We start from the raw sequence: 25,752 nt of genomic DNA on the forward strand, positions 1-25,752 counted from the left end.
GTAACGGTTTAACGAATTGCCGATAAGAATTTGATTATTGCCAAGTGGAAAAGGGATACGTCTAAATAAGCATTCCGTTTTTGGCCCGGGCAGATAACAAACATCGACAGCTACGTATATTCAAGCTCAAAGATAAGGATTCCAAACCCTAAAACAACTGCTTTTGTGCATCGGTAAAACTTTGCGATCGGCTGACAAATCCCTTGACAAAAGCTTTTGCGCCCCTATCTTCCATGGCGTTGTAGTTTTTGATGATATACGTTCTATCCTCATCAATGTTTTTAGTATAGCCCAAGATTTTTGGGGCGTTCTCTTGTACACTCAGCCTGATACAGCGAATCTCAACATTCGAGGGTTCTGCATTAACGGAAAACTCCAATAGTTCCTTCCCTTCGTTAAAGAATGTCCTTTTGTCCTTAATACCTTTGGCAAATTTGGCCATCATGGTCGTGGCGGCCCCTTTGTAGGCCACCAAGAGGGCCCGATCTTGCTTTTTTACCGGCTCCAGTGTTTCGTAAAGGTCTTTTATGGAGGTTTCGTTGCCTTCCACCCTTTGGTATGCCTTTCTTATTTTTTCGAGGTCTACGCTCGAGTAGGTGCCGATAAGACAGACCGAAAGAAAAAATAGTGCCGCTAATTTCATGGTTATGCCGAGATTTTAAAAGTAGCGTTCAATTTTAGTGCCAAGGTCTCCTCAAAGCTCACCGTCGTTTTCACTTTTACTTGGTCGTCAACTTGGTTGATGTTGAGTATCAGGTGGATCGTGTCGTTCTTTTCTGGATTGATGATCGCCATGAACTTAACATTAGAGGCTACCGAAAGAAACAGCTCTCGGTCGATGGCCTTTTCGGTAAGCTCCTTGATCATTTGCATCATGCACACCCCCGGCATAATCGGGTTGCCAGGAAAGTGCCCTTCGAAGACTTCATGGTCTTTGTTCAGCCAAACGGAGGCGGTGATGATGTCTTCATTGATATCAAAGGCCTTTATGTCGTAAAGCCCTTTGATTAAAATTTCTTTGTCCATACGACAAATATAGGGCTTTCGAAAATTCTATTGCTCAAGGCTTTTATGGGCAGGGCAATAGGTACAAGGTTAGAACTTATAAGCCAGGCCGAACTGAAAAAGGGCATTTAACGTGGCCCCCTTGTTATCGTAGAATTCCGAATTAAAGTCTTCGTTGAACAAATCAACATTGATAAGGCCTTGTTTGAAACGCCCCTCTATGATCAAACCGGAATCGAATTCGTAGCCAAGGCCTCCAAAAAGGGCCAGATCAAAAAAAGTGGCTTTTGATGTGCCGGTATCATTGACCAGATTTACAAAGTTATCGTCAAAATTGAAGTCCAGGCTGGGACCGAATATCAAATGGAACCTGTGGTGGTCATCAACAAATACCTTGTTGGCCACTCCTACCGTTATGTAGTTTATTCTGAGGTCGTTATCGGAGTTTCCCTTGGAACGTCCCCCTTGGTTGGAGTAAACCAGTTCGGGTTGGAGGGCATATCGCTCGGTAAACCGCACGTCGATCAAGGCACCTGCATAAATACCCTGTTTGGAATGAAGGGAGGTATTCGTGATCTTTGAGCTGTTGAGTCCTGCCCTGAACCCAAAACTGGCTTTGTTTTGGGAAAAGCTTGATGTGGAACACAAAAGGGTCAGAAACAACAAAATTGTAAACTTATACATGTTAGATGGCTTTTAAAGAGATGGTGAGGTCGATATCTTGGTGTATAACTTCTATGCGATCGGCTTGCTCCCCGTTTACCTTTGGAAACAAGATTGTTAGTTGTGCCTTGGTCCGATTCGATTGGACTATTTTTTTTAGTTTGCCTTTCTCCGAAAGGTAGTAGTAAAATTTTTTCTTTTGGCTTTCCGTTTCGTAAACGGTGTCGTTATTAAGGCCGTAGGTGTTCCTTATTTGGCATCTTTCCTTCATCAGTAGGCCAAAATCGTTTTTTAATAGGTTGATTATTGGTTTTCTATCCATTTTGTTCAGGATATAATTGACCTTAAAATCCTCATCAATGAACGTGAGGTCAAAAATTTTATTGCCTATTTCAGTAGTAAATGCCACGCGATGGTGGGCCGCCCCCAACTTTTTGACAATAAGAAGGCCGCTGAACTCCTTTTTGTACAGCGATAGGTTGGCCTTGTATAAATAGTCTTTTGAAGTGTCCGAAAAATAAGGGTTTAGGGTGGCGTATTCGGATTTGGTGGGCCTTGCCTCAAGGTTGTTCTTTTTAGGGTAGGATGCACATCCCCATACCAAAAAGAGACAAATGCTACTGAGCAAAATGCGCATCGGAAAGGGGTTGATTGGTTTTTCTATTGCTGAATACAATCAGTGTAAAATCACCGGAAGGCTCTATCATTTTAACCCTTTCAACCTCCCCAAGTTCGTTGAAGGTAATGTGAAAGGCGCTGATAAATTCCGAGAATTGGGGGTCTTTGGGCATGAAGTGCACCAGGCTTTTGCCGCTGTCATTGAAAAAGGACATGTCGAATTGTTCGGCATCGAACATATCGCCGCTGATACTGGCGGCTATCAAATGGTTGAGCCGTTCAAACAGCTTATTTCCACTTACATCGATATTGCTCTTGTTGCCTTCATCGTCGATGTAAAGGGTTTGGTTCTTGAATACAATGGAATAGGCGTAGGGTTTTACATATTGCCATTTTACCTGGTCGGGAGCCCTAAAAGCGAGCTTTCCGCTAGATTCGATGTCGTTGGATAGAAAGTCCAAATGCTTGTACTGGGTAAAGTCGCTGGTAATCGTTCGGGTGTTGTTCGCGAGCGACTTCACTTTTGCCTTCAAAGCCTCGGATTCGGTGGCCGACATTTTCGTTTGGCCTAGGGCCAAGGTTGCAAAGAGCACGAAAAATACCAAAATGGCGGGGCTTCCGTATTTCTTGTTTAAAGGGAAGGAAAGGCGTGGAGCCGGCCGTCCTTCAAGATAAAAGCTAAATCTATGCATAGGCGTTGATTCCCAACAATTGGTCGGCAGTGACCGATTGAAGATTTTTCTCTTGCAAAAATACCAATAACCGTTCCAAAACGGCTACCGATTTTGCACTGGTGTCGTGTAAAAGGATAATGTCTCCTTTGGAGACCTTCGACGTAATACGCTTTAGCACCATGTTTTCGGTACGCGCCGTGGTATCCAAGGAACGTACGTTCCATCCTATGGATTGTAGGTCGAGGTCTTTTACCGCTTTTTCAATGGAGGGGTTGGTAACCCCGAAGGTGGGGCGGTACATATCCATGGTCAATCCTGTAAGGTCTTTTACGATGGCCTTGGCGCGCTCCAGTTCCGATTTGACCTCCTCGGTATTATAAAATCCGAACGCCCTCGAATGGCTATAGGTGTGGTTGCCTACGGTATGCCCTTCGGCGATGGTCCTTTTCAACAGTTCGGGGTGCCTTTCCATTTTATGGCCCACACAAAAAAAAGTGGCCTTGGCCCCATACTTTTTCAAGAGGTCGAGTACTTGTGGGGTGAATTCGGGGTCGGGTCCGTCATCAAAGGTGATCGCCACCCAATTGTCGGCCACTTGTTTGTTGCAATGCAGTGATTTGAGGTGAAAATCCCACCGTATAAAAAAAGAGCCGCACAAGGTAATTAAAAACCAAGCCAAGATGACAAGGGCATATACGTACCAAGGTACAACGATAAAGGTATTAAGGACCACCAAGACAATAAGCAAGATTACCGTCGTGGGATAAACGACTCTCCGTGTAACAATGTGGCCTAGCATTTTTTGAGAAGCATGAGGCTATGGTTCTCCCCCCTGTATTGGTTATAGATCAGAACGGTTTCGAAGGTAACGCGGTGTAGGTCGTTCAGTTTTACCGGATCGGGAATCCTTTGGTGTTTCAATATTTTGTTGGCCACCCAAAACCCAAAGCCCGAGGCGGTATCGAATTCGCCCGATAGGTGTTTGAAATAGGCTTGTGGGGTTTCGCTGAAGGGGCCTTTGGCCAAAATGTCGTAATACCCGTCAAATTCTACGTCGCCGTTGTAGCCCAGTACAATCAGGTCGATAGCCTTCTCCGTTAAACCCTGTTCTTTCAAGAAATTGCCCACATTGTCGCCCAATTGCCCCGGCGATAGCGTATTAAAGGTTTTTAGTGCCATTAATTCGGCGTAGCACGAGGTTCTCTTTTGGTTGGAAAGCACAAAAAAATGGGCCCCTTCCGAAAAAACGGCCCCCGAGGTGCCCGATTTTAAGACCGACATGGTATCGACGGGCTCTTCCTTAATATGTCCGATAAGGCGATGCGTACTTACGTGGTGGTCTACCAGTTCATCTACGCCGCCTACTAGAATTGTCCGGGCTTCGTTTTGTTCCAATTGCATTTTGGCGTCAAGTACGGCCGATTCGAAGGAAACGGCCGAATGTACATAGGTAAAATTGTACCCCTTGCAACCGATGCCCAGGGCAATTTGGCCGGCGACCGTATTGTGCGATGACTGGATGAACCGTGTTGGGGTCAAAAATTGTTCGTTATTGTCGATAATATCGCTGACGAACTTTTCCGAATCGCCAATGCAGCCCAGTCCGGTCCCAACAATAATGGCATCGATTTCATTTTCATCTACTCCGGCTCCTTGCATGGCGTTTTTGGCACTTACCGTACTCATTTTAATGCCCTTGGCCATCCTCCGTGCCGCTGCCGGTGGTATATAGTCTTTGTAGTTGGGGGCCACTACGGCCAGCACGGTGTCGGAGCGCTGCTCAATGTTTTCCAAAAAACCATCGTCAAAGGTTTTCTGGGCAGAGACCGAACCGACGCTATTGATGTAGACGGATTTTTTCATGCCTCTTTTGAAAATATTAATGTTGAGCAATTGCCGCCGAAACCAAAGGAGTTGGAAAGTACGGTGCCCAGTTTTTTCTTTTTGAGTTCCGTAACCGGGCAAATGCCGAACTCTTGCATGGGCGTTTTAAAATTCAGGTTGGGGAATATCGTATCGTTTTGCAGTGCCAATACCGAATAAACGGCCTCTACGGCGCCTGCGGCCGCAAGCGTGTGGCCGGTAAAGGCCTTGGTAGAGCTGAAATGGGGCACTTTTTTGTCGAAGACCCTGATCAGGGCCCGCCCTTCCGAAAGGTCGTTGTTCGGGGTGGCCGTACCGTGGGCATTTATGTAGTCGATGTCCTCGGGCTTCATTCCGGCAACCTGCAGGGCCTTTTCCATGGCCAAGACGGCACCATCGCCGTTTTCTGAGGATGCGGTTTGGTGAAAGGCATCGTTGGCATTGCCATAGCCCTTAACATAGCCCAGTACATTTTTCTTGTTTTTTTCGACCATCGCATCCGACTCCAGAACCAGATAGGCTGCCGCCTCCCCTAAATTTAGCCCTTTTCGGTCGTTGTCGAATGGCGTGTTGTAGGTATCCGACAATATCATTAGGGTTTTGAAGCCGTTGATGGTAAATTTTGAAAGGCTGTCGGTTCCGCCGACGATGACCCGGTCGAGTTGCCCCGATTGGATCATACGCGCCCCCAACATAATGGTGTTTGCCGATGAGGAACAAGCCGTGCTGATCGTGGTAACGAAGCTTTCCTTCAGCCCTAGGTGCTTGGCGATTTTGTTGGTAGAATCACCGGCATGAAGACCGGTAATGTGCTGGCGTACGCTCGGGTTTTCGGGGTAGTCGTAAAAATATTGCTCCGACTTGTCCATGCCGCCGACGGTCGTGCCCGATATAAAACCGGTCCTGACCTCGTTAATGTCGGAAATACCTGCTTCGGCCAAGGCTTCCTGGGCGGCGACCGTACCGATCAAAACGGTGCGCGACCATTGGTTTTCGGCAATGTCCAACCTTTGCTCCAATTGGGTATTGGTCTCCCCGATTTCGCCGACCATGATATCGTCTTTATGGATGGTGTCGATTTGCGAGATCTTTGAGATACCGATTTTGTTAGAGGTAAGCGACGTAAAATTTTCCGCAACATTGTTTCCAATGGCGGAAATGATACCCATACCGGTTATTGCTACCCCTTTGCCCATTGTTGTTTTTTACGGAACTGGAACCCTGAAAGAACCTTATCGGCTTCTATTTTCTTCGATATAGGCCGCCATGGTCTGAACCGATTCGAAAATCTTACGGCCTTCCTTGGGGTCGGCAAGCTTAATGCCGTAATCCTTATCAAGCATTACGATCAGTTCAAGGGCATCGATGGAATCGAGTCCCAAGCCTTCGCCAAAGAGCGGGTCATTGTCCTGAATCTCATCTACGGCAACATCCTCTAGGTTCAGTTGCTCTATGATTTTCTCCTTCAATTCTTGTTTTAACTCACTCATTGGGTAAAATATAATCTGGTTATTTCTTCTATTTTGTGCTTATCGTCACCTTTGGGGGAAACTATATATAAAAAAGCGTCGTAATCGTCGCCTTCAACATCGACCCATCCACAGAGTACGGCATCGGCCTTTTTATGGTTTATGAGGCTCTTGCTGTAATGCCATAAATGATCAGCATTGAATTTGTCAAAGATAAAAAAACTATTTTCAGAATAGAGTTTATGTCTTATGCTAATTTCACCGATACAAATATTGGGCAAGGTGTATACGAAAACGGCCGGACTCGGATAAAAATTGTCCGGGTCGTCGATCGACTCTTGGTACCTTCGGTCGGTGTCGAGGCTCGAGGCTCTATTTGACAATACCACGGCCATGTTTTCTTCTTCGTTTACAGGGCGTCCGCTGTTTTTTAAAAGGACATCTGCGGCCATAAAGGCCAATTTGCTCAGTTTGTCCATCTTAAAAAACTTCGGGTAATCGGTCTCGAAATGCTGATATACCGATTTTATAAAACTGGCAAAGTCCGGTTTTTTTTCAGTAAAAAGGGGTTCGCCGTTCAGTAGAACGCGGTTGTTTTTTATATGGCAGTAGCCTTCGATAAAGTAATCGGTATTCAAAACGTCGTTATCTTTTTTTACACACGAGCATCGTATGAAATTCGCCAATGGGCAAGTCCTCTTTGACGGTAAGTCCAGCTTTTGTCGCCAAATCTATAAATTCCGTGGCCTTGTACATTTTACTATTGCCATTGGCCATGGCGGTAAAGTATAGCGAGGTCGCTTCGAGGGTAAATCGGGCATTATCGAACTTTTGGCGATCGGTATAGGTTTCTATAATGATCAATTCCGTGTTTTCGTTCATGGCGGCCACACAGGTTTTCAATATGTGGAGTATCTCTTCCTTTGAAAAACAATCCAGGAACTGGCTCATCCATAGGGTGTCGGCACCGGTGGGAATCTCGTTTTTACCCGATAGCCAATCGATCTGTTCCCCGGTGATACGGCCTTCGAATCCGTTGTTCTTGGCGTTTTCCAGCGCTTTGGCCAATTGCCCGGGCAAGTCGAATATTTTGACTGCCACCTCAGGGTCGTATTGGGCGCAGAGAACGGCAAACTTGCCCGTGTTCCCGCCAATATCGAAAAGGGTTTTGGGCCGATGGCGAAAAACGATGGGCAGGGCCTCTTCAAAAATCTCGTCCGAATAAAAATGGTCGAAGGCGAACCACGAGTCCTGTACCCTGTCGGGCAGCTGCGATAGGCCTTCGTATACCGTTGTCCACGGGCCAAGCTCTTTTAAACCTGCGGGTTTGCCGGTGGTAATGGCCTCGTTCAGGTGGTAGAGGCCTTGGTAGCACACGTCTTGGGTGAAATTGAGGTTGGCCTCGGTCATTTTGTTATAGTTCAAAAAGTAGCCGATCTTGGTCAGGTCGTAGTTGCCTTCCCCGTCTTTGCTTACGATATCCGAGCTTTCCGCAATCTCCAGTAAAACGCTCAATCCGTATTCGGTTAGACCGAGGGCTTCTGCCATGGCTTTTTGGGTGGTCGCCCCTTCCTCCCGGCTATGTTCAAAGATATAGTCCAAAATACCAAGCTTCCGTAAAGAGACCGTCGTTTGAAACACAAAGGGGGCAAAAGCAATCTTTTGGGCTTCTTCGAGCGCTTGGATAGCCTTGATAGGTTTTTTGGCCATTTTGATCTTTAAATATATTGGAGGGCAAATTTAGGGATATGAACCCAATTAGAAAACCCTGATTAAATTATTCGCTTTAAGGCGCTAACCCTTCATTTTTTTGAAAATGGCCGCCGTATTTGAACCACCGAAGCCCGAAGCGGTTTTCAGGAAGGTATCGATGGGTTTTGCCGTTGTTTTTTTTATGATGTTCAGTGGGAGGGAAACACCGAGTTCGCGAAACCCTAGGGAGGCGAACAGTGTGTTTTGGCGCAGTGAGTGCATGCCGATTATGGTTTCCAAAAGGCCGGAAGCCCCCAAGGTATGCCCAAAATAGCCCTTTAGGCTGTTGAGGGGCGCCTTGGCCAATCCGGCCCGGTCAAAGGCGATGGATTCCATTTCATCGTTGTACTGGGTGGCCGTGCCATGTGCCGAGATGTAGTCGATGTCATCGGCCGAAAGGCGGGCTTCCCTTAGGGCCGATCGAATGCTCCGGTAAAGTCCCTCACCGGTTCGCGAAGGCCCTGAAATATGGTTGGCGTCGTTGCACGAGCCGTCCCCCAGAATTTCTACCGACCCGTCGATCTCGAATTTCGGGTTTTTGGTGATCAGTACGCTGGCGGCCACCTCGCCGATATTGATGCCGGAACGTGTCTTGCAATAGGGGCGGCACTGTTCGGTGCTCAGGGCCTGAAAGGCGTTGAACCCCGAAATTATGAACGGGGTTACCAAGTCGCCCGCGACCACAAAGACATGGTCGAATTTTTTCTCGTTGATCAGGCGCTTGGCCACCGATATGGCCATGATTCCCGAAACGCAGGCATTCGATAGTACTATGGGTTCTGTTTTAAACCCGAAGAAATCCTTGATTTCCTGGGCGAGGGCGGCCAAATAGGCCCTTTCCCTTGGAAAGGCATCCTGGTCGGACAATAGGTCAATGTTGCCCTTCGTCGTCGAGACGATCAACCCGACCCGCTCGGTCAACCCGAGTTGCGCAGGGGCGACCGTTCCGTTTAGGGCAAGCAACATCATTTTCTCCAAGCGCGTATATTCCTTTTGTGGGCCAAGCGCTTCGAATCGCTCTTGCAGCAGGGTTGGGTCTATGAGCGAAGTGTAGAGGGGATGTGGCGCTATTTCGGGATTGTCCACCAATTTGAGTCCGCTCACTTCTTGGGAAACACCTTCCACTACGCTGGCACTGTCAAAGCCCAACGACGATATAATGCTGTTATGGGATAGAAATGGATTATTCATCTAGCAGGCCGACTTTTATTTTCCACTTTCTGAAGAAATCGGGCAAGGTCAATGAGAGTTCGCCCCCCAGTTCTACAAAGACCTGAACGGTTTCCCCTGTACAGACGATTTCCCCTTGCGGGTTCATGATCTCGTATTTAAAGATCATCTTCGCCGCCGCCGAATCGATATAGGTGGCCTTTACCCTTGCAATATCGCCATAGGCGAGGGGCAGTTTATGTTCGCATTTGGACGATACGATGGGGGTGGAGTAGTTGTTGGCCTTCTGGTCGAGGTACGAAATGCCGTGGTGCCTGCCAAAGGCTTCACGGGCATCCTCGAAAAATTGAATATAGTTGCCGTGCCACACAATGCCCAGGGGGTCGCATTCGGAGAAGCGCACCCGTACCTCACTGGTAAAACTTAGTTCCTCTTTGTGCTTAGACGGCATTTTTTCTTTGGTTATAAATAATGGAAATCGCTGTGGTTATCAAAAAGAACAAAAATAGTAAAGCCAAATCGGGAAACAGTTCTGTAATGCCCACATTTCTTAAAAATACGTTGTAAAATGCGTTTAGGCCCCAATTCATGGGCGATAGGTTAGATAGGGCCTGCATAAATGCGGGCATGGCAAAAACGGGCACCCACACCCCGCCCAAGGCGGCCAAAATTACGACAAATGTAGCCCCGAAGGGGGCCGATTGCTCCTGCGATTTGGCTATGGTTCCCAATAGCAGGCCGAGCCCTACGGCGGCCAGTCCCGCAAAAAATGCCACTAAAAACAAGAGGGGCAATCGGCCCTCGACCTCCAATCTCGGGAGGCCTATTAGCGGAAACAGAAAAACGCCGACCAGAAGCATAAGGGCGAATTGGATCAGGGCAACGCTGAGAAAGATCACGGTTTTACCACCAAGAACGGTGACATAGGACACGGGATTGGTACGAAGGCGAACGAAGGTGCCCAAGTTCTTTTCCTTTACCATGTTGATCGATAGGGGCAGGATAATAAAGAAAATGGCAAAAAGTGTCCAGGCCGGTATATTGTGTTGGGTAGCGTTGGGAATGCTGTTTTTTTCCAAGGTGTCGCCCGGGATGATTTCGGTAAATTTAATAAAGGGCGCGGTATCGAAAATTTCTTCCGAGGGGTCGTCGGTCAGTTCTTTTTGAAAGGCCCGATAGATCGTTTGGGTCTCGATCTTTGAGACCATTTGGTCGATTCCGCTTTTGATCGAATTGCGAAAGGAAAACTGGGTCGCGGGGTCGAAGTAAAGTTTAACCTCCTTGGTTTCGGGCGTTGATTTCGACAGTGGGCCGTTTTCCCCTTCGATGCCGAACTTTTGCAGTAGCCCCTCGACATTTCTGTTTACCTTAAGGTCGAGGTTGCGGGAAAGGTTTTCGGGAATGACCAGGGCCAGCTGGTACGTTCCGTTCCCGACCAGTTCCTGTGCCTTGGTCTCGTCAGCTTCTTCGACCACTTCGAATTGATCGGAGCCTGCCAAGTTTTGCCGTATGCTTGCCGATACGTTTCCTTGGTCATAATCAACCAGGAGAATAGGTATTTTTGACTGTTTTAAGGTCTTAAAGGTGGCGTTTTGGATGACCGTTATGGTAATGACCAAGAGCAAGGGCATTATAAAGAGGATGGCCAGTCCGCCCGGGTCGCGGGTGAGCAGTAAAAATTCCTTGTATGCCGAGGCCCGAAGTTTATGCATAATCGCGAAGGGCTTTACCGGTTTTGGCCAAAAAGACATCTTCGAGGTTTCTGGCATCAACGTGTTCGTCGATCAGGGCGCTAGGTTTGCCCTTGCAGATAATACTTCCCAAATCGATAATGGCGATACGTGTACAGAAATGTTCGGCCTCGTTCAAATGGTGCGAGGTGTAAAGAATGGTCGTGCCCTTTTTGTTGAGCTCCTTTAAATAATCGATGATGGCGTTTTTCGATTGGACATCGACCCCAACGGTGGGCTCGTCGAGAAAAAGCACTTTGGGGGCATGCAGTATGCCCGCGATAAGGTTGATGCGTCTTTTCATGCCCCCCGAAAAGGTCTTGATCTTTTTGTCGGCAAATGGGCCCAGGCCCAACACTTCGAGATGGTCGTGTATCTTCGATTTAAGGTGCGCGCCCTTTAGGCCGTACATGCTGCCGAAGTACCTGAGGTTTTCGTAGGCCGTCAGGGTTGGGTAGAGCGCATATTCCTGGGGTACGATCCCGATAATTTGTTTGAGCTGTTGGGTATGTTCCCGATAGTTGAGGCCATTGATCGAAAAAGAACCTTTGGTGGGTTTTAGCAGGGAACTCAACATCGAGATTAATGTGGTTTTTCCCGCGCCGTTGGGTCCTAATATCCCAAACACCTCCTTTTCCCGGATCCTGAGGTCGAGGTTGTGCACTGAAAAGCTTTCAGCCCCCTTGTATTTTTTTGAAAGTTGATTTATTTCGATCATATTGCCTTTCGTAAAGCCTTGAAAAAAGACGCTTCCCGCTTAGCGATAGCAAGCAATTGGTCGGAAATCGAATCGTATCCTTCGGCCTGGCCACTTCTGTTTTTGTAGATTCTCGAGGCCTCGAGGGCAAAATCCCTCCACGCATCGCCGATTTCGGTCATTTCCCTTGAGAAGTCCTTTAGGTCTTGCTTGTCCAGTACTTCCCCGGCCTCTTGAAGGAAGGCCGCGTATATGTACCTGAAGCCGCCTCCACCGGTGCCTATTTCCTCTTGCATTCTGACAATCTGGCCCAAGTAATGGTTCGCTTTTTTCGGGCCGTGCTTAACGGGCCATTTTTTAATGCTCTTGGCCACCCACCTCATGGCCCTTACGCCTACTATGGGGGCCGGTGCCAACATGTCTCGGCAAGTATGCTTGATGCCCTTTACGATGGCTTCCTCGAGGCGAAGTTCTTCGGGAAAGGCAATCGGGTAGTACATGTGTCCCTTGGGGGCAAAGGCCCCTTTGGCAAAACGGACTTTCTCGAGCTGTTTCGACGTTAGGGTGGTAACCCCTTCCATTACGGGGTCGCTTATCAGGTAATTGTCTTCTTGCTTCCCATATACCACCATGTTGTGGGCATTGAAATGGAAGCGGTATTCATCGGGAAAATAAATGAGGTTGTAAACCCCTACCTGTAGCCCGACGGGGTTGTTGTTGGCCAGGTTTTCGTCGAGTCGCGCCCTGGCCTTCCTGGGGTCGGTGAATTTTTCGCGCTTGACCTTTACCCCGACCCGTTTGGCAAACCGGTTGAATATCAAACCGGGCATGGCCCTGTAGGTAAAGACCGGGGCGTAGTTAACTTTTAGAAAGGGGAGGTAACTGAAAAGTAGTCCCGACCCTATACCGAAAACCATGGGTTCGCTAACCTCAAAGCCGTTGTGCCGCATCAGGTTCGATACCACACCATTTTCGCAGTGTGCGGATTGTTTATGGGTAAAGTCGATTTGCATTATTGGTTTTTTAGCTGCCTTAGTTCGTCAATGCTTATTTCGAACACATCGGCATATTTTTGTAGGGTTTTCGGGGAAAGTTTTTTGAAAACCGCGGGCTTAAAATGTCTTTTTACCCTCCATTTCCAGAAGCCGACGTAACTGGCCAGGATAGGGAGGTCCATCTTGTGCAATTCCATATAGTATTCGATGGGGCTGCTTTCGTTGTTAAGTACACGTTGTCGGGCTTCTTCCACACGCTCTTCGATTACCTTGATCGCATTGTCCAAGGCAATGGTCTTGGGCTCCCAACCGGTGCTTAGTTCGGTCACATATTCCCCGTTTTCATCTACCGCGTAGACCATATCCTTGATATTGGCCTTTTCCAGCGTGCTTTTGTCCTGTGGTACCTCTTTCTTTTTCATTGACGAACGTGATTTTCCCGTGGCCGTATTTCGTACTGTAGGCGGTTTGAACGGCCCGGTAGAAAAAATACCTTTCTTAGCCTATTGGGCTATACTTCATGGATTAAAAAATTAAAGGTACAATCTACGATTAAATCATCATTTCTAAAAGTGGCCGATTTTATGGTACAGACGCTCATGGTGCCAGTGTCGTATCGCGATACCAGCTTGGCCTTGGTGACCAATAGCTCGTTGACCCTGGGCAAGGTTTTGATCTCTACCTTTTTAATGGCGCTGATATAGCCCACGAGCTTGTTGCCCGAACCTTCGAGGTCTTCGTCGTCAAAATAGCTTTGCCCCACAATGGCGGTACTTGCCTGGGCGGCGTTCTCTATAAGTCCCGCTTCGGCCAAACGGCCCTTTGAATCCAAAAAAATACAATTTTCGCTAATTTCGAAATGGGTGACCACGGAGTCTTGGTCGAGGTAGGGGGTAACGGTGGCCATCAGCATGGGCGGCCGGTGGGGGAGAAAGTTTTTGATATTGATGTCGTAGCGAGCCTTTTTCATACTTGTTGGGCCAGGGCGGTTTTCATTTCACTTGTGGCGATCAAGACTCCTTCGCATACTACTTCGGCCCTGACCAAGGTTACGTCCATTATATCGTGGAGGATATATACAGTGGTGGTCAATCTTTCGGATACTTGGGGCAGCCGTAGTATTTCGGCTTTTTTTATGGCCCCGATGTAACCGGTGGGTGCCGGTCGGTCTAACAAGTAGTATTTATAGCCCGTATGAAGCGCAACGGTCTGTGCCATGTTCTCTATCAGTCCCGCGGCCATAAATAGGTTTTGGGCGGCCAGGATATTGTCTTCGCGTACCGTATACGACGAAACGACATGCTGCTCGGAATATTCGATTAGGCTATCGACCATCACAAAAGGATGCTTTTGCGGAATTAGCGATAGAAGAAAATCTCCTTGGGCGATATGCTTGGCCGGTTCGGTCATCAGCAAACGGTCAGATAGGCGTACATATATGAAAATCGGGCGCTCTCAGGAACGTGAAACAGTATTTTGTCGCCTTTCTTGAGTTTTCCGGATGCCACGAGGTCGTCTAGCATGACGTAGATGGATGCCGCCCCGATGTTGCCCACCTTTTCGAGGTTGAGAAACCATTTTTCCCAAGGCATTTCGACGCCTTGTTTCTTCATTTCGTCGTAGAGTCCCTGTTTGAAATAATACGATGAAATATGGGGTAGGTAGTAATCGATGTCGTCCGGGCCGATATGGTGTTTTTCGTATGTCAACCTTAAACTGTCCACACCTTTCTTGAGTATGTTCTCGCCCAGCAGTTTGGTGTCTTGTTTCATGGCGAACAGGGATCTTTTTCCCCATTCCTCGGCGGGGAATTCGCTCCATGGGGTCAGGTGGCCATCCTCTTCCTTTTCGGCCCCCGCATACATGCAGGTTTCCATTTCATGGGCGTAAGAATAGCCATCGATCCATTCGATCTTCAGCGGGGTTTCTCCCTTGGGTTCGCTTTCCAACAACACGGCCCCCGAACCGTCGGAAAGCATCCAGCGCAAAAACTCTTTGTTAAAGGCAAGGATGGGGTTTTCCTGCAACTCCTTTAAATGGTCGACCTCGTTTTGAAAGACCCTTTCCTTCATCCATGACGAGGTGCGTTCCGAACCGGCGCATGCCGCATTTTTGGTTTCACCGGCCTTTACCGAGAGGTACCCGTATTTTAAGGCGTTCATTCCCGAACAACAGGCTCCCGAGGCCGAGTTGATTTCCATGTTCCGGTTCTTCAAAAAGCCGTGCACCATACTGGTGTGCGAGGGCAGTACTTGGTCGGGACTCGAAGTGCCGCACGATAAAAGTTCGATGTCTTGCGTAGTAAATTCGTCGTCACAAAGGGCTTCTATGGCCGCGGCGGCCAATTGGGCGTTGTTGTGGGTGGTTTTGCCGTTTTCATCTATGGCATAGTACCTCGTTTTGATTTTGTTGTTGCGCAAAACGATACGACGTGCCTTTGATGTTTTCCCGTCGATAACGCCCAGTTTCTTTTCCATCTGGTCATTGTCTACGGGGTCATTGGGTAAAAATTTAGAAATTCTGGTAATGTAAACGTCCTTCATTAACTTTCATTTAATGCAACCGAGGAATAGTAGTTTCGGTCCCTTTTCCTTTTTCGGCTCATGGGCAAATAAGTCAGCAAAAATACGATAAAAACTATTGGTGCTATGACCCATATAGCAAATAACAAATAATATTTGAACAAACCAATCCATTTTAATCGTTTGGGGTCCCCGGGGCCTCCTTTTTTGATGATCAGATTGGCCCATTTGGAAAACAGTACGTTGCCGCGTTCGTCGGCCTGGACCAAATAGGGGTTGACCCGAACGGCGTCGAGTTGAAGCAAGGCCTCCTGAAGACGGGCATAATCGTTCGACAAGAGGGCCTTGCGTATCGGCGCCCCGAATTTTGAAGCTTGGGCGATATCGGTGTCGGAAACCCCGGGTTTTGGGAAAATGCCCAAAAATCGGTCTTTTTTCCCGCTCATCATCCAGTGTTGGATGGTGATGACGCTGATGTTGTTGCCGTGGCGGTCGACCATGGCGATATGGCCCTTGAGTTCGGCCTTTGCGGCCAGAAGAAGCCTTTTCATCTTTTCCTGGGCTTGGATCCACATATTGCGGCAGGCGACGAGGGTCACGACAGGGGTGTTCGCCAAAAGCTTTTTTCCCTCTTCCGATTTTAGGAAGGAAACTATGGGCCTTGAGGGGGTCAGGTACCATACTTGGTAGCCTAAAATGACCAAGTCGTACTTTTTGCCCAATACATCGGCCGTAGGTGGGTGCAGCTCTTGGGTAATCTGCAAGAACGACTCTGGAAACACGTCGTAGAATTTCTCTGCCTGCCACGGAAAGTCGTACCCTTGTTTTGGCTCGATTTTGTGATAGGTGATGTTTACCTGGTCTCCTTTGAGGGTCGATGCGACATTGCTTAAAATATCGAACAACTGCCCCGTTTGCGAGTAATAGACGATCAGTACTTCTTTCATTGTTTAAGGTCTTTCCAGAAATCAAAAAAGTTGAACCACTGCAGGGGGTATTTGGTAATGATCCACTCCATGCTTTGGGTATATTCGTTAAGCAGCCCTTGGGCGTCGCGAGCCTTGAACTCGGCTTTTCGGGCGTATAGGCTATAGTGTTTTCGCGTTTCTTTCATTACGTACACAAATAGCACGGGCATGTTCAGGCGCGAGGCCAATTGGTAGGGGCCCAGGGGAAAATCGGCTTCCTTGCCCAAGAGTTTTCCCGTAATTGTCTTGGTGCCGGGCAGGTACCTGTCTCCGGTAAAAACTACAAGTCCGCCCCGGTCAAGGGCGGAGTGTATTTCAAAAATATGCGACATATCGTCTTTTACCAAAATAAATTCCAGTTGCGACTTGATCACAATGCTGTCCATATAATCGAGTATGCTCTGCTGCTCGTCGCGGGTGGTGACCATGCTGATCTTGTTGATGCTGTACCGGTTTTCCAAAAAGTAGTGGGCTATTTCGAAATTTCCGACATGGCCGCTGATGAGTATCCCGCCTTGGTTCTTTTTCAGGAGTTCGTCTATATGCTCGATACCGTCGTGGGTATAGGTGAATTTATGGCGTAGGCCGGTAGAAATGGCAACGCGGTCGATCAAGATGCGCCCTAGGGTCAAATAGCTCTTATAGATGCTTATGATGCTTTTGGCCTTGGAGTAGGAAAGCCTTTTTCTAAAATATTGGTATATGCTTTTGGAACTTTTGGTCGAGAAGAGAAAATAGTAAAAGGAAACAAAGCGAAGTACAAAATAGGCCACGCCTATGCCAAGATTTTTGAGTAAAAAAATGAAAATCTTATAGCCTAAGAGGTTGCCTTTTGATTGTCCTTCCCATTCTGCCATCTATAGGGTATTGGATTTGTTTTGCACCTTTTTTTCTTGTTTGAACAGGACGAATTTAATAATTGTGCGGTGTGTTATGGCTTACGTGTTTTCAAAGGCCCTCGACGGTGTCGGGATAGGACGTATAATTGAACTTGTAGGGAGATTGCAATTAACCCAGCTTTCGCTCGATAAGGTCGTAAAAATTCTGCAAGGTATTAACGTTTACAAAGTCTTCGCCCACCAATTTTACACCGAAATTACTTTCTACCGCGACCACTAGGTCAACGAAGTCCAAACTATCCAAATCCAAGGTTTCCTTTAAATGGGCCTCAGGTTGGATCTCATCTTCGTCTACTTCAAATTCATCTATGAGAAAGAGGTTTATCTTCTCAACAATTTCTTCTTTGGTCAATGTCATTGGTAATTAGCTTTTTTAAGAATCAAAGCGGAATTGGTTCCACCAAACCCGAATGAATTGGACAAAAATACGTCAATTTTTTTGTTTAAGGTTTTCTTAACAATATTTAATTTTTCAGCATCCTCGTCCGGGTTTTCAAGATTGATATTCGGGGCGATGAACGAATTTTGCATCATGATCAACGAGTAGACGATTTCACTGGCCCCGGCCATCCAACATTCGTGGCCGGTCATCGATTTGGTCGAGCTGACATAGGGGCCGCTGTTTCCGAAAACCTTAAAAATGGCCTTGGCCTCGTTGGCATCGCCGACAGGGGTAGAGGTGGCGTGGGCATTTACGTAATCGACCTCTTCGGGTTTCATGTGGGCGTCGTCCAAGGCCCTTTGCATGGCCCTCGATGGCCCGTCTACGTTGGGCGTCGAAATATGGTCGCCGTTCGAAGAGAAGCCGTAGCCCTTTATTTCCGCAAGTATGGGGGCACCGCGTTTTAGGGCCGACTCGTAGCTCTCTACGATCAAGGTGGCCCCTCCTCCACTGGGAACCAGTCCGTTACGGTCCCTATCAAAGGGTTTTGAGGCTTTCTCGGGGTTGTCGGTGTTGGTTGCGAAAACGCCCAGACCGTCAAAACTGCCCATGGCCTCAGGGTTTATCTCCTGTGCCCCTCCGGCAATGATGCAATCTTGCAAGCCACTTTTAATAAGGTGGTAGGCGAGGCCTATGGAATGCGACCCGCTGGCACAGGCGGCACTGATGGTCAGGTTGATGCCCCTAAGCTTGAAAATAGTGGAGAGGTTCATGGTTACCGTAGAGTTCATGGCCTTGAATATGGCACCGGAACCCACCAAGGTGGTATCGCCTTTTTCCCGCATGATATCAACGGAGTCTACGGTCGATTTTGCCGTACTGTCGTTGCCGTATAGAATACCTATTTCGTTGGCCTCCATAAAGGCCTGGTCGATTTTGGCGTAGTTCAGGGCCTCGATGGTGGCCATATAGGCAAATTGGGCTTCTTGCCCCATGCTTATGCGCTGTCTTCTCGATAACATGCCCTTTAGGTCGGGGTCTTCTACATGGCCCGTAATGGGTGATCGATAACCGAATGAAGCCCGCTGCGGGTCGTAAATGATACCCGATTTCCCTTCGTAGAGCGAATTCTTGACCTCCTCCAGACTTTTGCCGATGCATGAGTATATGCCCATGCCCGTTATGACTACTCTCCTCATTCTGTCACTGTAGATGTTTGGTATGCCTACCTAATATAATAAAGTTCTTGGTTCTAACGGATTTTTAAGTTGAAAATTGCCGATTTTACAAAGGAAAAGGCATAGGTCTACCCATTGGGTAAAAGCTAGGCCTATGCCGCCGTTCATACCGTTTTAAGAGTAAATGCCGCCGTTTATGTTGATTACCTCGCCGGTAATATAGCCCGATTTGTCGGAGGCCAGAAAGGAAACGACATGGGCCACTTCCTGTGCCGTTCCGAAGCGATTGGCCGGAATCATTTTTTTCAGCTCCTGTTCGTTGAGGTCTTCGGTCATTTCGGTTTTAATAAATCCGGGGGCCACCGCGTTTACGGTTACCTTTCGTTTGGCCACTTCCTGGGCCAGGGCCTTGGTGGCACCGATAAGGGCTCCCTTGGCAGCCGAATAGTTGGTTTGCCCTGGTGTGCCCTTTAGGCCCGAAACGGAAACCATGTTAATGATCCTGCCGTATTTGTTGACCAATAGGTTCTGGATCAAGGTGTTGGTTACGTTGTAAAAACCGTTTAGGCTGGTGTCGATTACAGAAGACCAATCTTTTTTGGTCATCCACATAAACAGTCCGTCTTTGGTAATACCGGCATTGTTGACCAGTACTTCAATGACCGCGTTTTTGTTTTTTTCGTGCCAGGCCCCTAGAACGCTTTTAACTTGTTCTTCGTCAACTACATTAAATTGAATAAGCTCTCCCGTGCCTCCAGCGGCCTCGACCATCTTCAGCGTTTCTTGGGCGGCTTCGGAATTGCTGTTGTAATTTATGAGGATCGGATAGTCTAGATCTTTGGCCAGCTGTACGCAAATGGCCCGGCCGATACCTCGGGAGCCCCCTGTTACCAGGGCATATTTTTTCTTTTCCTCTTTCATTGGGTAGTTTTCCGTTTGCTTTTCCGGGAGCGGGCCTTTATTCTACCGAAGTAAAGGGTTCGGCATTTTGAAACCACTTGTCTCCCAGAAGTTTTCCGTTTTTGTCCAAAAAGCCCCAGCCCTTTTTCGTCTTTACCCGGGCCAGGCCATTGATAAAACCTTTTGAGTCGTTTCCTGCCAGAAAGGCCAAGCCGGCCGTAATGTCATATTCCAATGGAATGACCACCTTGCCCGTAGTGTCGATAAAGCCCCATTGCTTTTGCTTGACGGGTGCAAGGCCGTTATCGGCAAAAACCTCGGCATCGCGGTATTCGGCCTTGATGACCATTTTTCCTTTTGGGTCGATATAGCCCCAACTTTTACCTTGGGCCACAGGGGCCAAGCCGTTGACAAAGGCCCTGGCCTTGTCGAATTGGGGTTCTATGACCCATTCGCCCTTGCTGTTTACAAAACCGATTTTCTTGTTCTTTCGGGCATAGGTCAGGCCAGAGTTGCCATAAAAGCCCCACACTTTGTCGGCTCCCTCAATAGGGTTGAAAGTGCCATTGTGCACTATGCCAAAGGCACCGTCTTTTTTGGCCTCGACCCCATAAGGAGTGTACTCGTTGCCGATCTCTTCGTATTCAACGGGGATCACTACCTTTCCCTTGGTGTCGATCATTCCCCATTTTTCACCTTTCTGAACCTTGGCATTCCCGTTTCTGAATTTTTTTATTGCATCGTAGGTGGGTTCGAGTACCAATTTGCCGCTGGTGCCCAGAAGCCCGATTTTGTCCCCTTCGCGAAATAAGGCCACGCCTTCCTCAAAATCGTAATATTTTTCTGCGGGAGGTACCTGCAATTCCTCGCCCGAGGTGTCGATGTACTTCCATTCATCGTTTTCAAGAACAAGGGCATAGCCCGAATCAAAGTACTTGACCTTGTCGAATTTGGGTTCTATGGCCCATTCGCCCTTGGTGTTGATGTACCCCCATTTTTTGTCTTTTTCGGCCGCGGCCAAACCGTTTGAAAAGGTCTTGGCGCGATCAAATTTTGGTTCGATTACATAGGTGCCCGATCTGTCGATATAACCGAACTTGCCGTCTTCCCTCACTAGCGACAATTCCTGTGCGTAAAAGGTCGCCGCGTTCAATGCTAGAATTAAAACTAAAAGGACTTTTGTTTTCATTGTGATAGAATTTAGAATAACTATTTGTTTTTTTCTTACGGAACCCATAGAAAGTAAAAAACCAATAGCATTATTCTATAAACCCCTGCCTTGGTACCCCTCTCTATTTGTTCTTATGGTTAGTGATAAAATCTTTCACTTGGTTAACATACGGATACATAATTGTATCCTCTTTGAACGGGGGGACTATTTTTCTTACGGCATCGTACATGTTTTTGGTCTTGCTCGAAACCTTTTCCTGGGCATTAAGGTATTCGATGGCCTGAACAATGGTAATCATTTCTATGGCCATGACCTCAAAAGCGTTCTCGATGACTTTTTTGGTGATCAGGGCGGCATTGGTGCCCATGCTCACGATGTCTTGGTTGTCGTTGTTGTTGGGTATGCTATGAACGTACATCGGGTTCGACAGCATTTGGTTTTCGGCCGTTGTGGAGGTCGCCGTAAACTGGACGCCCTGCATACCGAAATTAAGGCCCAAGGTACCCAAGTTGACGAAGGGGGGGAGTACGTCGTTGAGTTTTGAGTTCATAAGGTAGTTCAACTGTCGCTCCGCCAACATGCTCATTTTGGCAACTACGATCTTGAGTTTGTCCATTTCCAGGGAAACGTAATCGCCATGAAAATTTCCGCCGTGGTATACGTTTTGTTTTTCCACGTCGACAATCGGGTTGTCGTTGGCCGAATTTACTTCCTCTATCAAGACCCGTTGCACCTCGTCCAGGGTGTCAAGTACGGGGCCCAATATTTGCGGCACACAGCGGATCGAGTAATATTCCTGTACCTTTTCCTCGAATACCGATACGTCGCCATTGGTGTCGGTATAGAGGTGGTGTTCGCGTTTTCGGGTAAGGGAACTGTCTTTTAGGTGGCTGCGCATCGACCGTGCGATCTCGCGCTGCCCTTTGTGCCTCTTTGTAGAGTTCAAGGCCTCCGATAGGTGGTCGTCGTAGGCCTGCATGATCTCGTTGATGGCCGAAGAGCAGGCAATCATCCACTCCAACAACCTTCGCGTATAGATGGTATTGATTATGCCAATGCCCGTCATTACCGAAGTACCGTTGATAAGGCCAAGGCCCTCGCGCAACCGCACCTTGATCGGTTGGATGTTTTCTTGCTCGAATACTTCTGCGGTCGGTCTCCTTTGCCCTTTGTAGAACACTTCGCCCTCACCGATCAAGACAAGGGCCAAATGGGCCAGTTGCACCAAATCGCCACTTGCGCCGACACCTCCGTGTTCGTATATCAAGGGAGTGATGTTTTTGTTGATGAGTTCGGCCATGGTCTCGATCACCGAGACGTGGACTCCCGAGTTGCCCAGGCTCAAGGTGTTCAACCGGGCCAACATGGCCGCCCTAACGTACTTTTCGGGTATGGGGCTGCCTGTGCCCGAGGCATGGCTACGGATAAGGTTGTACTGTAGTTGAAGGGTCTCGGAGTCTTTGATCTTATATTGCGCCATGGGGCCAAAACCCGTGTTGACGCCATAAATGACCTTGTTTTTTGAGAATTCCCTTAAGAAATCGTGGCTGTCTTCAACGGTTTTGATAACTTCTTGGTCGATTGAAAGAAGTTCGTTGTCAAAAATAACGCTGTAAAACTCCTCAATTCCTAACTTTCCTTTTATTTCTGGCATTTTTCGGCTGGTCTTCGCTGTGTTCTAATTATTCAAGGGGGCTAAAATAACCAATTCGGGATGTAAATTAGTAATAATTGGGCAAGGAATATCGTATTTTTACTTCGGATTTAGGGCGAATATGCCTCCCTGCATTACGTGAACCGCTTTTGGAGGGGCCTGTGTCAGCTTAAAAAAGACTCCATGCAAAAAGAAACTGTAGATGTTCTTATTATTGGCGCCGGACCATCGGGTGCGGTATCGGCTGCCTATCTTCACAAGCAAGGCCTAAAAATAAAGGTCGTCGAAAAGAGTCGGTTTCCCCGGTTTGTGATCGGCGAAAGCCTATTGCCGCGTTGTATGGACCATTTTGAGGAGGTAGGTTTGCTCGATGCTTTGAAGGCGCGTAACTATGAAGTGAAGGCAGGGGCCCGCTTTATGAGGGGCGACAAGGTCTGTAATTTTGATTTCAGCAAAAAATATACCGAGGGATGGGACTGGACATGGCAGGTGCCCCGAGCCGATTTTGACAAAACCTTGACCGATACTCTGGAGGCATGGGGCGTAGATATCGCCTTCGGGCAAGAGGTGGTAGACGTAAAGTTCAAGGGGAGCGATTCGGTAACCACCGTTAAGGGGGAAGACGGCAAGCTATCTTCAATATCGGCAAAATTTATAATCGATTCGAGTGGACACGGTAGGGTTTTGCCCCGGTTGCTCGATTTGGACAAACCCTCGGAAATTGGAAGGCACTCATCGATCTTTACCCATGTTAAGGATGTAAAAAGACCCGAGGGCAGGGAAGGGACCATCATTACCTTCGATATCGTCAGTCTCGATACCTGGTTGTGGGTAATCCCTTTTTCCAACGGCTATACGAGTATCGGCTATGTGGGCCCGACGGAATATCTCGAGTCATTTGCAGGGAACACGACCGAAAAATTACGGGAAATGATGAAACTGTCCGACTATTATTACGACCGCTTCGAGGGCTTGGATTACGAATTTGAGCCGCGAATGATCAAGAATATAGCCAAGTCGGTCAAGCAATTGTACGGGGAGGGCTATGCCCTTACGGGCAATAGTGCCGAGTTTTTGGATCCCGTTTTCTCATCCGGGGTGACCTTTGCCACCGAGTCGTCGCTTCAGGCGGCAAAACTTGTTACGCGACAGTTGAAAGGGGAAGCCGTAGATTGGGAAAGGGAATATTCGGACCATATGAAGGAAGGGGTAGCCGTTTTTGCCACCTACGTTAAGGAATGGTATACCGGTAACCTGCAGACCATATTTTTTGACAGTAACGACAACCCCGTGATCAAGGCCCAGATATGTGCCGTACTGGCCGGTTATGTATGGGACCGTACGAATCCTTTCGTCAAGAACCACCATCGCTTGGTGAAGACCGTCGCCCGTATCGCCGAAATGGAAAAGGAGGCCGGCGGTCCGGCGAGTTGATTCCTCGTCCGGACCTTGAATACCTCGGTTAAAAAGCCTTTTTCAAGATAAGCCTGGCAAAGGATTTTCCTGTTTTGGCATAGCCTTCGCCCAAACGGTCCTCGTTGCTAAAGCTGCTTCCCCACTGGTCTCCGGGGGCGTTTTCACTGCTGACCTCTACCAGTACATTGTCCCTATTGGCCGTTTCGACAAACTTTAGGTTGGTACTGACCTTCGCGGGTTGTTTCATTACCCCGGCATCCCAACCCGGATATACCCATACGGTCTCTACGATCAGGGTGTATTTGGCTTCCGGAAGGTTTTCCTTAAAGGCAATGCCGTGGTCGTCGTAGAAATACCTGTTCATCAGCTCCAAGAACTTGGGCTGCCAGATAAGTTCGGGAGCCGCGGCCCATTTTTTCTCCCAGGCCTCGCCCTTGCCCGGCGACTTTTCTTCGAGCTCGGCCGAATGCTCCCTGATGTACTGCTCTTGGGGCAGGTTCTTTTTAAGCAGTTTCATGTTGTCGTAGACAAACTCGACATTGACCTCGCTTTGGCCCGGTAGAAAATCGAAATTCCCTTCCCTGATCTTCATTTTTTGGGCGAATACCGTGCTTGAAATACAGAGGGCGATGAGTAAAATGTAACTTTTCATTGTTTAATGGATTTACAGTGTTTATAGTTATATGTTTCGGGGTGTCGATAGGTTAACATATTCCCCATTTAAATAGTCATGATCAATCGTCGATTGCGGCAAAGACCATTTGCCTAAACTTCCATCGGGTTTGATCGGTAGTCTCGCCCTGGGTTTGCTTCATCAAGATTCCGATTACCTTTTCTTCGGGGTCGGCGAAATATTGGGTGTTGAAATAGCCGCCCCAATCGAAGGTGCCGATACTTCCCCAACCCCCGGTGGCCAGACCTTCCTGATTCACCAAGCCGAAAGCCAGCCCGTAGTCCCTGTTCTTGTCTCCGAAAAGGTCCCCTATTTGGCTGGTCATCATGGTCTTGATTGTCGTTCTGCTCAAAATTCGGGTTCCGTTAAGTTCCCCCATGTTGAGGTACATCTGTAAAAAGGTTGCGTAGTCTTTGGCCGTGCTCGAAAGGCCGGCTCCGCCCGAAAAGAAGGTCTTGGCCCCTTTTTTGGGGTAGTCGGGGTCGTAGAAGGTAACGGGGTACTTTTTCCATTTCCCGTTTTTGATGTGCTGAACACTCACCAACCTATCGTGTTTTTCCTCAGGAAGGTAAAACCAGGTATCGTCCATGCCCAAGGGGTCGAAGATACGGGTACGCAGAAACTGGTCGAAAGGCATGCCCGAAACCACTTCGATAAAATACCCGAGAACATCCAGTCCTTCGCTATAGCGATAGGCATCGCCGGGGTTATGGTGCAAGGGCAGTTGGGCCAATTTTTTTACACTGCTTTCGATCGTGATCTTTTCGGTGGTAAAGAGGTCGGTAATACCTGCGTTTTTATATATTTTTTTAAATCGCTCATCACCGTCGATTACCCCGTATCCGAGTCCGGAGGTATGGGTCAGTAGATGTCGAATGGTAATCTCGTTCTTGGCGGGCAGGGTCGTATAGGTGCCGTCTTCCTCATTATAGGTGTCGAGGATCTGGGGGTTCTTGAATTCGGGAATATAATCCGATATCGGATCGTCGAGTTTGAACCTTCCTTCCTCCCACAGCATCATAACGGCCGTGGAGGTTATGGCCTTGGTCTGCGAGGCAATCCTGAAAATCGCATCTTTTTCCATGGGCTTTTTCGACGGGTTGTCGGCCATGCCATAGGCCTTGTGAAACACTATTTTTCCGTCTTTGGCAATAAGGGCCACGATACCCGGAACCTGTTTTTCTTCTATGGCCTTGGCAAGCATTTTGTCTATTTTGGCCAACCGGGCCTGCGACATGCCCACTGATGCGGGGTCGCCTTGGGTCAGTGCCGGCGATTTTTTAAGGGATGGGGTTTGGGCCAGTGTTAAAAAGGTAGTGAGTACAAACAGAAGGGCAAAGGGTTTCTTCATAT

Annotated in this window: 30 protein-coding genes; 1 reads left to right on the forward strand and 29 read right to left on the reverse strand. The window is 48.0% G+C overall.

Features of this window, described 5'->3' with window-relative positions; all coding sequences use genetic code 11:
• Positions 1-148: 148 nt before the first annotated feature.
• The 27 genes from BUB37_RS03930 to BUB37_RS04060 all read right to left on the reverse strand — a co-directional run bounded on the left by BUB37_RS03930 (position 149) and on the right by BUB37_RS04060 (position 22,310).
• Positions 149-643 carry a hypothetical protein gene (locus BUB37_RS03930; protein WP_072988779.1) on the reverse strand — a complete coding sequence of 165 codons (495 nt, stop codon included), beginning with the start codon at positions 641-643 and terminating at the stop codon, positions 149-151.
• 2 nt (positions 644-645) lie between these two features.
• Positions 646-1,026: an ApeI family dehydratase gene (locus BUB37_RS03935; RefSeq protein ID WP_094766519.1), complete on the reverse strand. Its 381-nt coding sequence runs from the start codon at positions 1,024-1,026 to the stop codon at positions 646-648.
• Positions 1,027-1,095: 69 nt separating this feature from the next.
• A complete protein-coding gene (locus BUB37_RS03940; protein WP_072988781.1) occupies positions 1,096-1,689 on the reverse strand; it encodes a porin family protein in 594 nt (197 codons plus the stop codon).
• A 1-nt stretch (position 1,690) separates the two neighbouring features.
• On the reverse strand, positions 1,691-2,305 hold the full coding sequence (locus tag BUB37_RS03945) for a flexirubin biosynthesis protein LolB2 (RefSeq protein ID WP_072988784.1): 615 nt from the start codon (positions 2,303-2,305) through the stop codon (positions 1,691-1,693).
• Entirely contained in the window at positions 2,286-2,978 is a 693-nt protein-coding gene (locus BUB37_RS03950) for a flexirubin biosynthesis/transport protein LolA2 (protein ID WP_244526722.1), read from the reverse strand. The genes BUB37_RS03945 and BUB37_RS03950 overlap by 20 nt, the downstream gene beginning before the upstream one ends.
• Entirely contained in the window at positions 2,971-3,759 is a 789-nt protein-coding gene (locus BUB37_RS03955; RefSeq protein ID WP_094766520.1) for a polysaccharide deacetylase family protein, read from the reverse strand. Before BUB37_RS03955 ends, BUB37_RS03950 begins: the two co-directional genes overlap by 8 nt.
• The gene (locus BUB37_RS03960; protein WP_072988787.1) at positions 3,753-4,823 is read right to left on the reverse strand and encodes a beta-ketoacyl synthase N-terminal-like domain-containing protein; all 1,071 of its coding nucleotides are present in this window, start codon (positions 4,821-4,823) and stop codon (positions 3,753-3,755) included. Before BUB37_RS03960 ends, BUB37_RS03955 begins: the two co-directional genes overlap by 7 nt.
• Entirely contained in the window at positions 4,820-6,019 is a 1,200-nt protein-coding gene (locus BUB37_RS03965) for a beta-ketoacyl-[acyl-carrier-protein] synthase family protein (protein ID WP_072988790.1), read from the reverse strand. Before BUB37_RS03965 ends, BUB37_RS03960 begins: the two co-directional genes overlap by 4 nt.
• Before the next feature lie 36 nt (positions 6,020-6,055).
• A complete protein-coding gene (locus tag BUB37_RS03970) occupies positions 6,056-6,313 on the reverse strand; it encodes a phosphopantetheine-binding protein (RefSeq protein WP_072988793.1) in 258 nt (85 codons plus the stop codon).
• Positions 6,310-6,930, reverse strand: a complete 621-nt coding sequence (locus BUB37_RS03975) for a 3-oxoacyl-ACP synthase (protein WP_072989804.1) — start codon at positions 6,928-6,930, stop codon at positions 6,310-6,312. Before BUB37_RS03975 ends, BUB37_RS03970 begins: the two co-directional genes overlap by 4 nt.
• A 7-nt stretch (positions 6,931-6,937) precedes the next feature.
• A complete protein-coding gene (locus BUB37_RS03980; protein ID WP_072988796.1) occupies positions 6,938-8,002 on the reverse strand; it encodes a methyltransferase in 1,065 nt (354 codons plus the stop codon).
• An 84-nt stretch (positions 8,003-8,086) separates the two neighbouring features.
• Entirely contained in the window at positions 8,087-9,235 is a 1,149-nt protein-coding gene (locus BUB37_RS03985) for a beta-ketoacyl synthase N-terminal-like domain-containing protein (RefSeq protein ID WP_072988800.1), read from the reverse strand.
• Complete coding sequence (locus BUB37_RS03990; protein ID WP_072988803.1) at positions 9,228-9,665, reverse strand: acyl-CoA thioesterase; 438 nt, start codon at positions 9,663-9,665, stop codon at positions 9,228-9,230. Before BUB37_RS03990 ends, BUB37_RS03985 begins: the two co-directional genes overlap by 8 nt.
• Positions 9,655-10,926 carry an ABC transporter permease gene (locus BUB37_RS03995; protein ID WP_072988806.1) on the reverse strand — a complete coding sequence of 424 codons (1,272 nt, stop codon included), beginning with the start codon at positions 10,924-10,926 and terminating at the stop codon, positions 9,655-9,657. Before BUB37_RS03995 ends, BUB37_RS03990 begins: the two co-directional genes overlap by 11 nt.
• Positions 10,919-11,662, reverse strand: coding sequence for an ABC transporter ATP-binding protein (locus BUB37_RS04000; protein ID WP_072988809.1), 744 nt, complete (start codon positions 11,660-11,662; stop codon positions 10,919-10,921). The genes BUB37_RS03995 and BUB37_RS04000 overlap by 8 nt, the downstream gene beginning before the upstream one ends.
• Positions 11,659-12,654, reverse strand: coding sequence for a BtrH-related acyltransferase DarH (locus tag BUB37_RS04005; protein WP_072988812.1), 996 nt, complete (start codon positions 12,652-12,654; stop codon positions 11,659-11,661). Before BUB37_RS04005 ends, BUB37_RS04000 begins: the two co-directional genes overlap by 4 nt.
• Positions 12,654-13,058 (reverse strand): flexirubin biosynthesis protein DarG, encoded by a 405-nt coding sequence (locus tag BUB37_RS04010; protein WP_072988815.1) that lies wholly within the window; start codon positions 13,056-13,058, stop codon positions 12,654-12,656. The genes BUB37_RS04005 and BUB37_RS04010 overlap by 1 nt, the downstream gene beginning before the upstream one ends.
• A gap of 89 nt (positions 13,059-13,147) precedes the next feature.
• On the reverse strand, positions 13,148-13,606 hold the full coding sequence (locus BUB37_RS04015) for a hotdog family protein (RefSeq protein WP_072988818.1): 459 nt from the start codon (positions 13,604-13,606) through the stop codon (positions 13,148-13,150).
• Positions 13,603-14,046 (reverse strand): hotdog family protein, encoded by a 444-nt coding sequence (locus tag BUB37_RS04020; protein ID WP_072988821.1) that lies wholly within the window; start codon positions 14,044-14,046, stop codon positions 13,603-13,605. The genes BUB37_RS04015 and BUB37_RS04020 overlap by 4 nt, the downstream gene beginning before the upstream one ends.
• Entirely contained in the window at positions 14,046-15,179 is a 1,134-nt protein-coding gene (locus BUB37_RS04025) for a dialkylresorcinol biosynthesis protein DarB (protein WP_072988824.1), read from the reverse strand. The genes BUB37_RS04020 and BUB37_RS04025 overlap by 1 nt, the downstream gene beginning before the upstream one ends.
• The gene (locus tag BUB37_RS04030; protein WP_072988827.1) at positions 15,179-16,105 is read right to left on the reverse strand and encodes an NADPH-dependent FMN reductase family protein; all 927 of its coding nucleotides are present in this window, start codon (positions 16,103-16,105) and stop codon (positions 15,179-15,181) included. The genes BUB37_RS04025 and BUB37_RS04030 overlap by 1 nt, the downstream gene beginning before the upstream one ends.
• Positions 16,102-16,983 (reverse strand): LpxL/LpxP family acyltransferase, encoded by an 882-nt coding sequence (locus tag BUB37_RS04035; protein WP_072988832.1) that lies wholly within the window; start codon positions 16,981-16,983, stop codon positions 16,102-16,104. Before BUB37_RS04035 ends, BUB37_RS04030 begins: the two co-directional genes overlap by 4 nt.
• Positions 16,984-17,134: 151 nt before the next feature.
• Positions 17,135-17,377, reverse strand: a complete 243-nt coding sequence (locus BUB37_RS04040; protein ID WP_072989806.1) for an acyl carrier protein — start codon at positions 17,375-17,377, stop codon at positions 17,135-17,137.
• A 2-nt stretch (positions 17,378-17,379) separates the two neighbouring features.
• Entirely contained in the window at positions 17,380-18,606 is a 1,227-nt protein-coding gene (locus BUB37_RS04045; RefSeq protein ID WP_072988835.1) for a beta-ketoacyl-[acyl-carrier-protein] synthase family protein, read from the reverse strand.
• A gap of 153 nt (positions 18,607-18,759) precedes the next feature.
• On the reverse strand, positions 18,760-19,506 hold the full coding sequence (fabG, locus tag BUB37_RS04050; RefSeq protein ID WP_072988839.1) for a flexirubin biosynthesis SDR family reductase FlxB: 747 nt from the start codon (positions 19,504-19,506) through the stop codon (positions 18,760-18,762).
• Between the two features lie 37 nt (positions 19,507-19,543).
• Positions 19,544-20,674, reverse strand: coding sequence for a WG repeat-containing protein (locus tag BUB37_RS04055; protein ID WP_072989809.1), 1,131 nt, complete (start codon positions 20,672-20,674; stop codon positions 19,544-19,546).
• A gap of 103 nt (positions 20,675-20,777) precedes the next feature.
• Positions 20,778-22,310, reverse strand: coding sequence for a flexirubin biosynthesis tyrosine ammonia-lyase FlxA (locus BUB37_RS04060; RefSeq protein WP_072988844.1), 1,533 nt, complete (start codon positions 22,308-22,310; stop codon positions 20,778-20,780).
• A gap of 183 nt (positions 22,311-22,493) precedes the next feature.
• Between BUB37_RS04060 and BUB37_RS04065 the strand changes: the two genes are divergently transcribed.
• Positions 22,494-23,744, forward strand: coding sequence for an NAD(P)/FAD-dependent oxidoreductase (locus BUB37_RS04065; protein WP_072988846.1), 1,251 nt, complete (start codon positions 22,494-22,496; stop codon positions 23,742-23,744).
• Positions 23,745-23,772: 28 nt separating this feature from the next.
• Here the strand turns inward: BUB37_RS04065 and BUB37_RS04070 are convergent, their stop codons facing one another.
• Positions 23,773-24,378: a hypothetical protein gene (locus tag BUB37_RS04070; protein WP_072988849.1), complete on the reverse strand. Its 606-nt coding sequence runs from the start codon at positions 24,376-24,378 to the stop codon at positions 23,773-23,775.
• 82 nt (positions 24,379-24,460) lie between these two features.
• Positions 24,461-25,750 carry a serine hydrolase domain-containing protein gene (locus BUB37_RS04075; RefSeq protein WP_072988853.1) on the reverse strand — a complete coding sequence of 430 codons (1,290 nt, stop codon included), beginning with the start codon at positions 25,748-25,750 and terminating at the stop codon, positions 24,461-24,463.
• Positions 25,751-25,752 lie beyond the last annotated feature (2 nt).

It is taken from the genome of Pseudozobellia thermophila (assembly GCF_900141855.1).
In the GTDB taxonomy this organism is placed as follows: Bacteria; Bacteroidota; Bacteroidia; order Flavobacteriales; family Flavobacteriaceae; genus Pseudozobellia; species Pseudozobellia thermophila.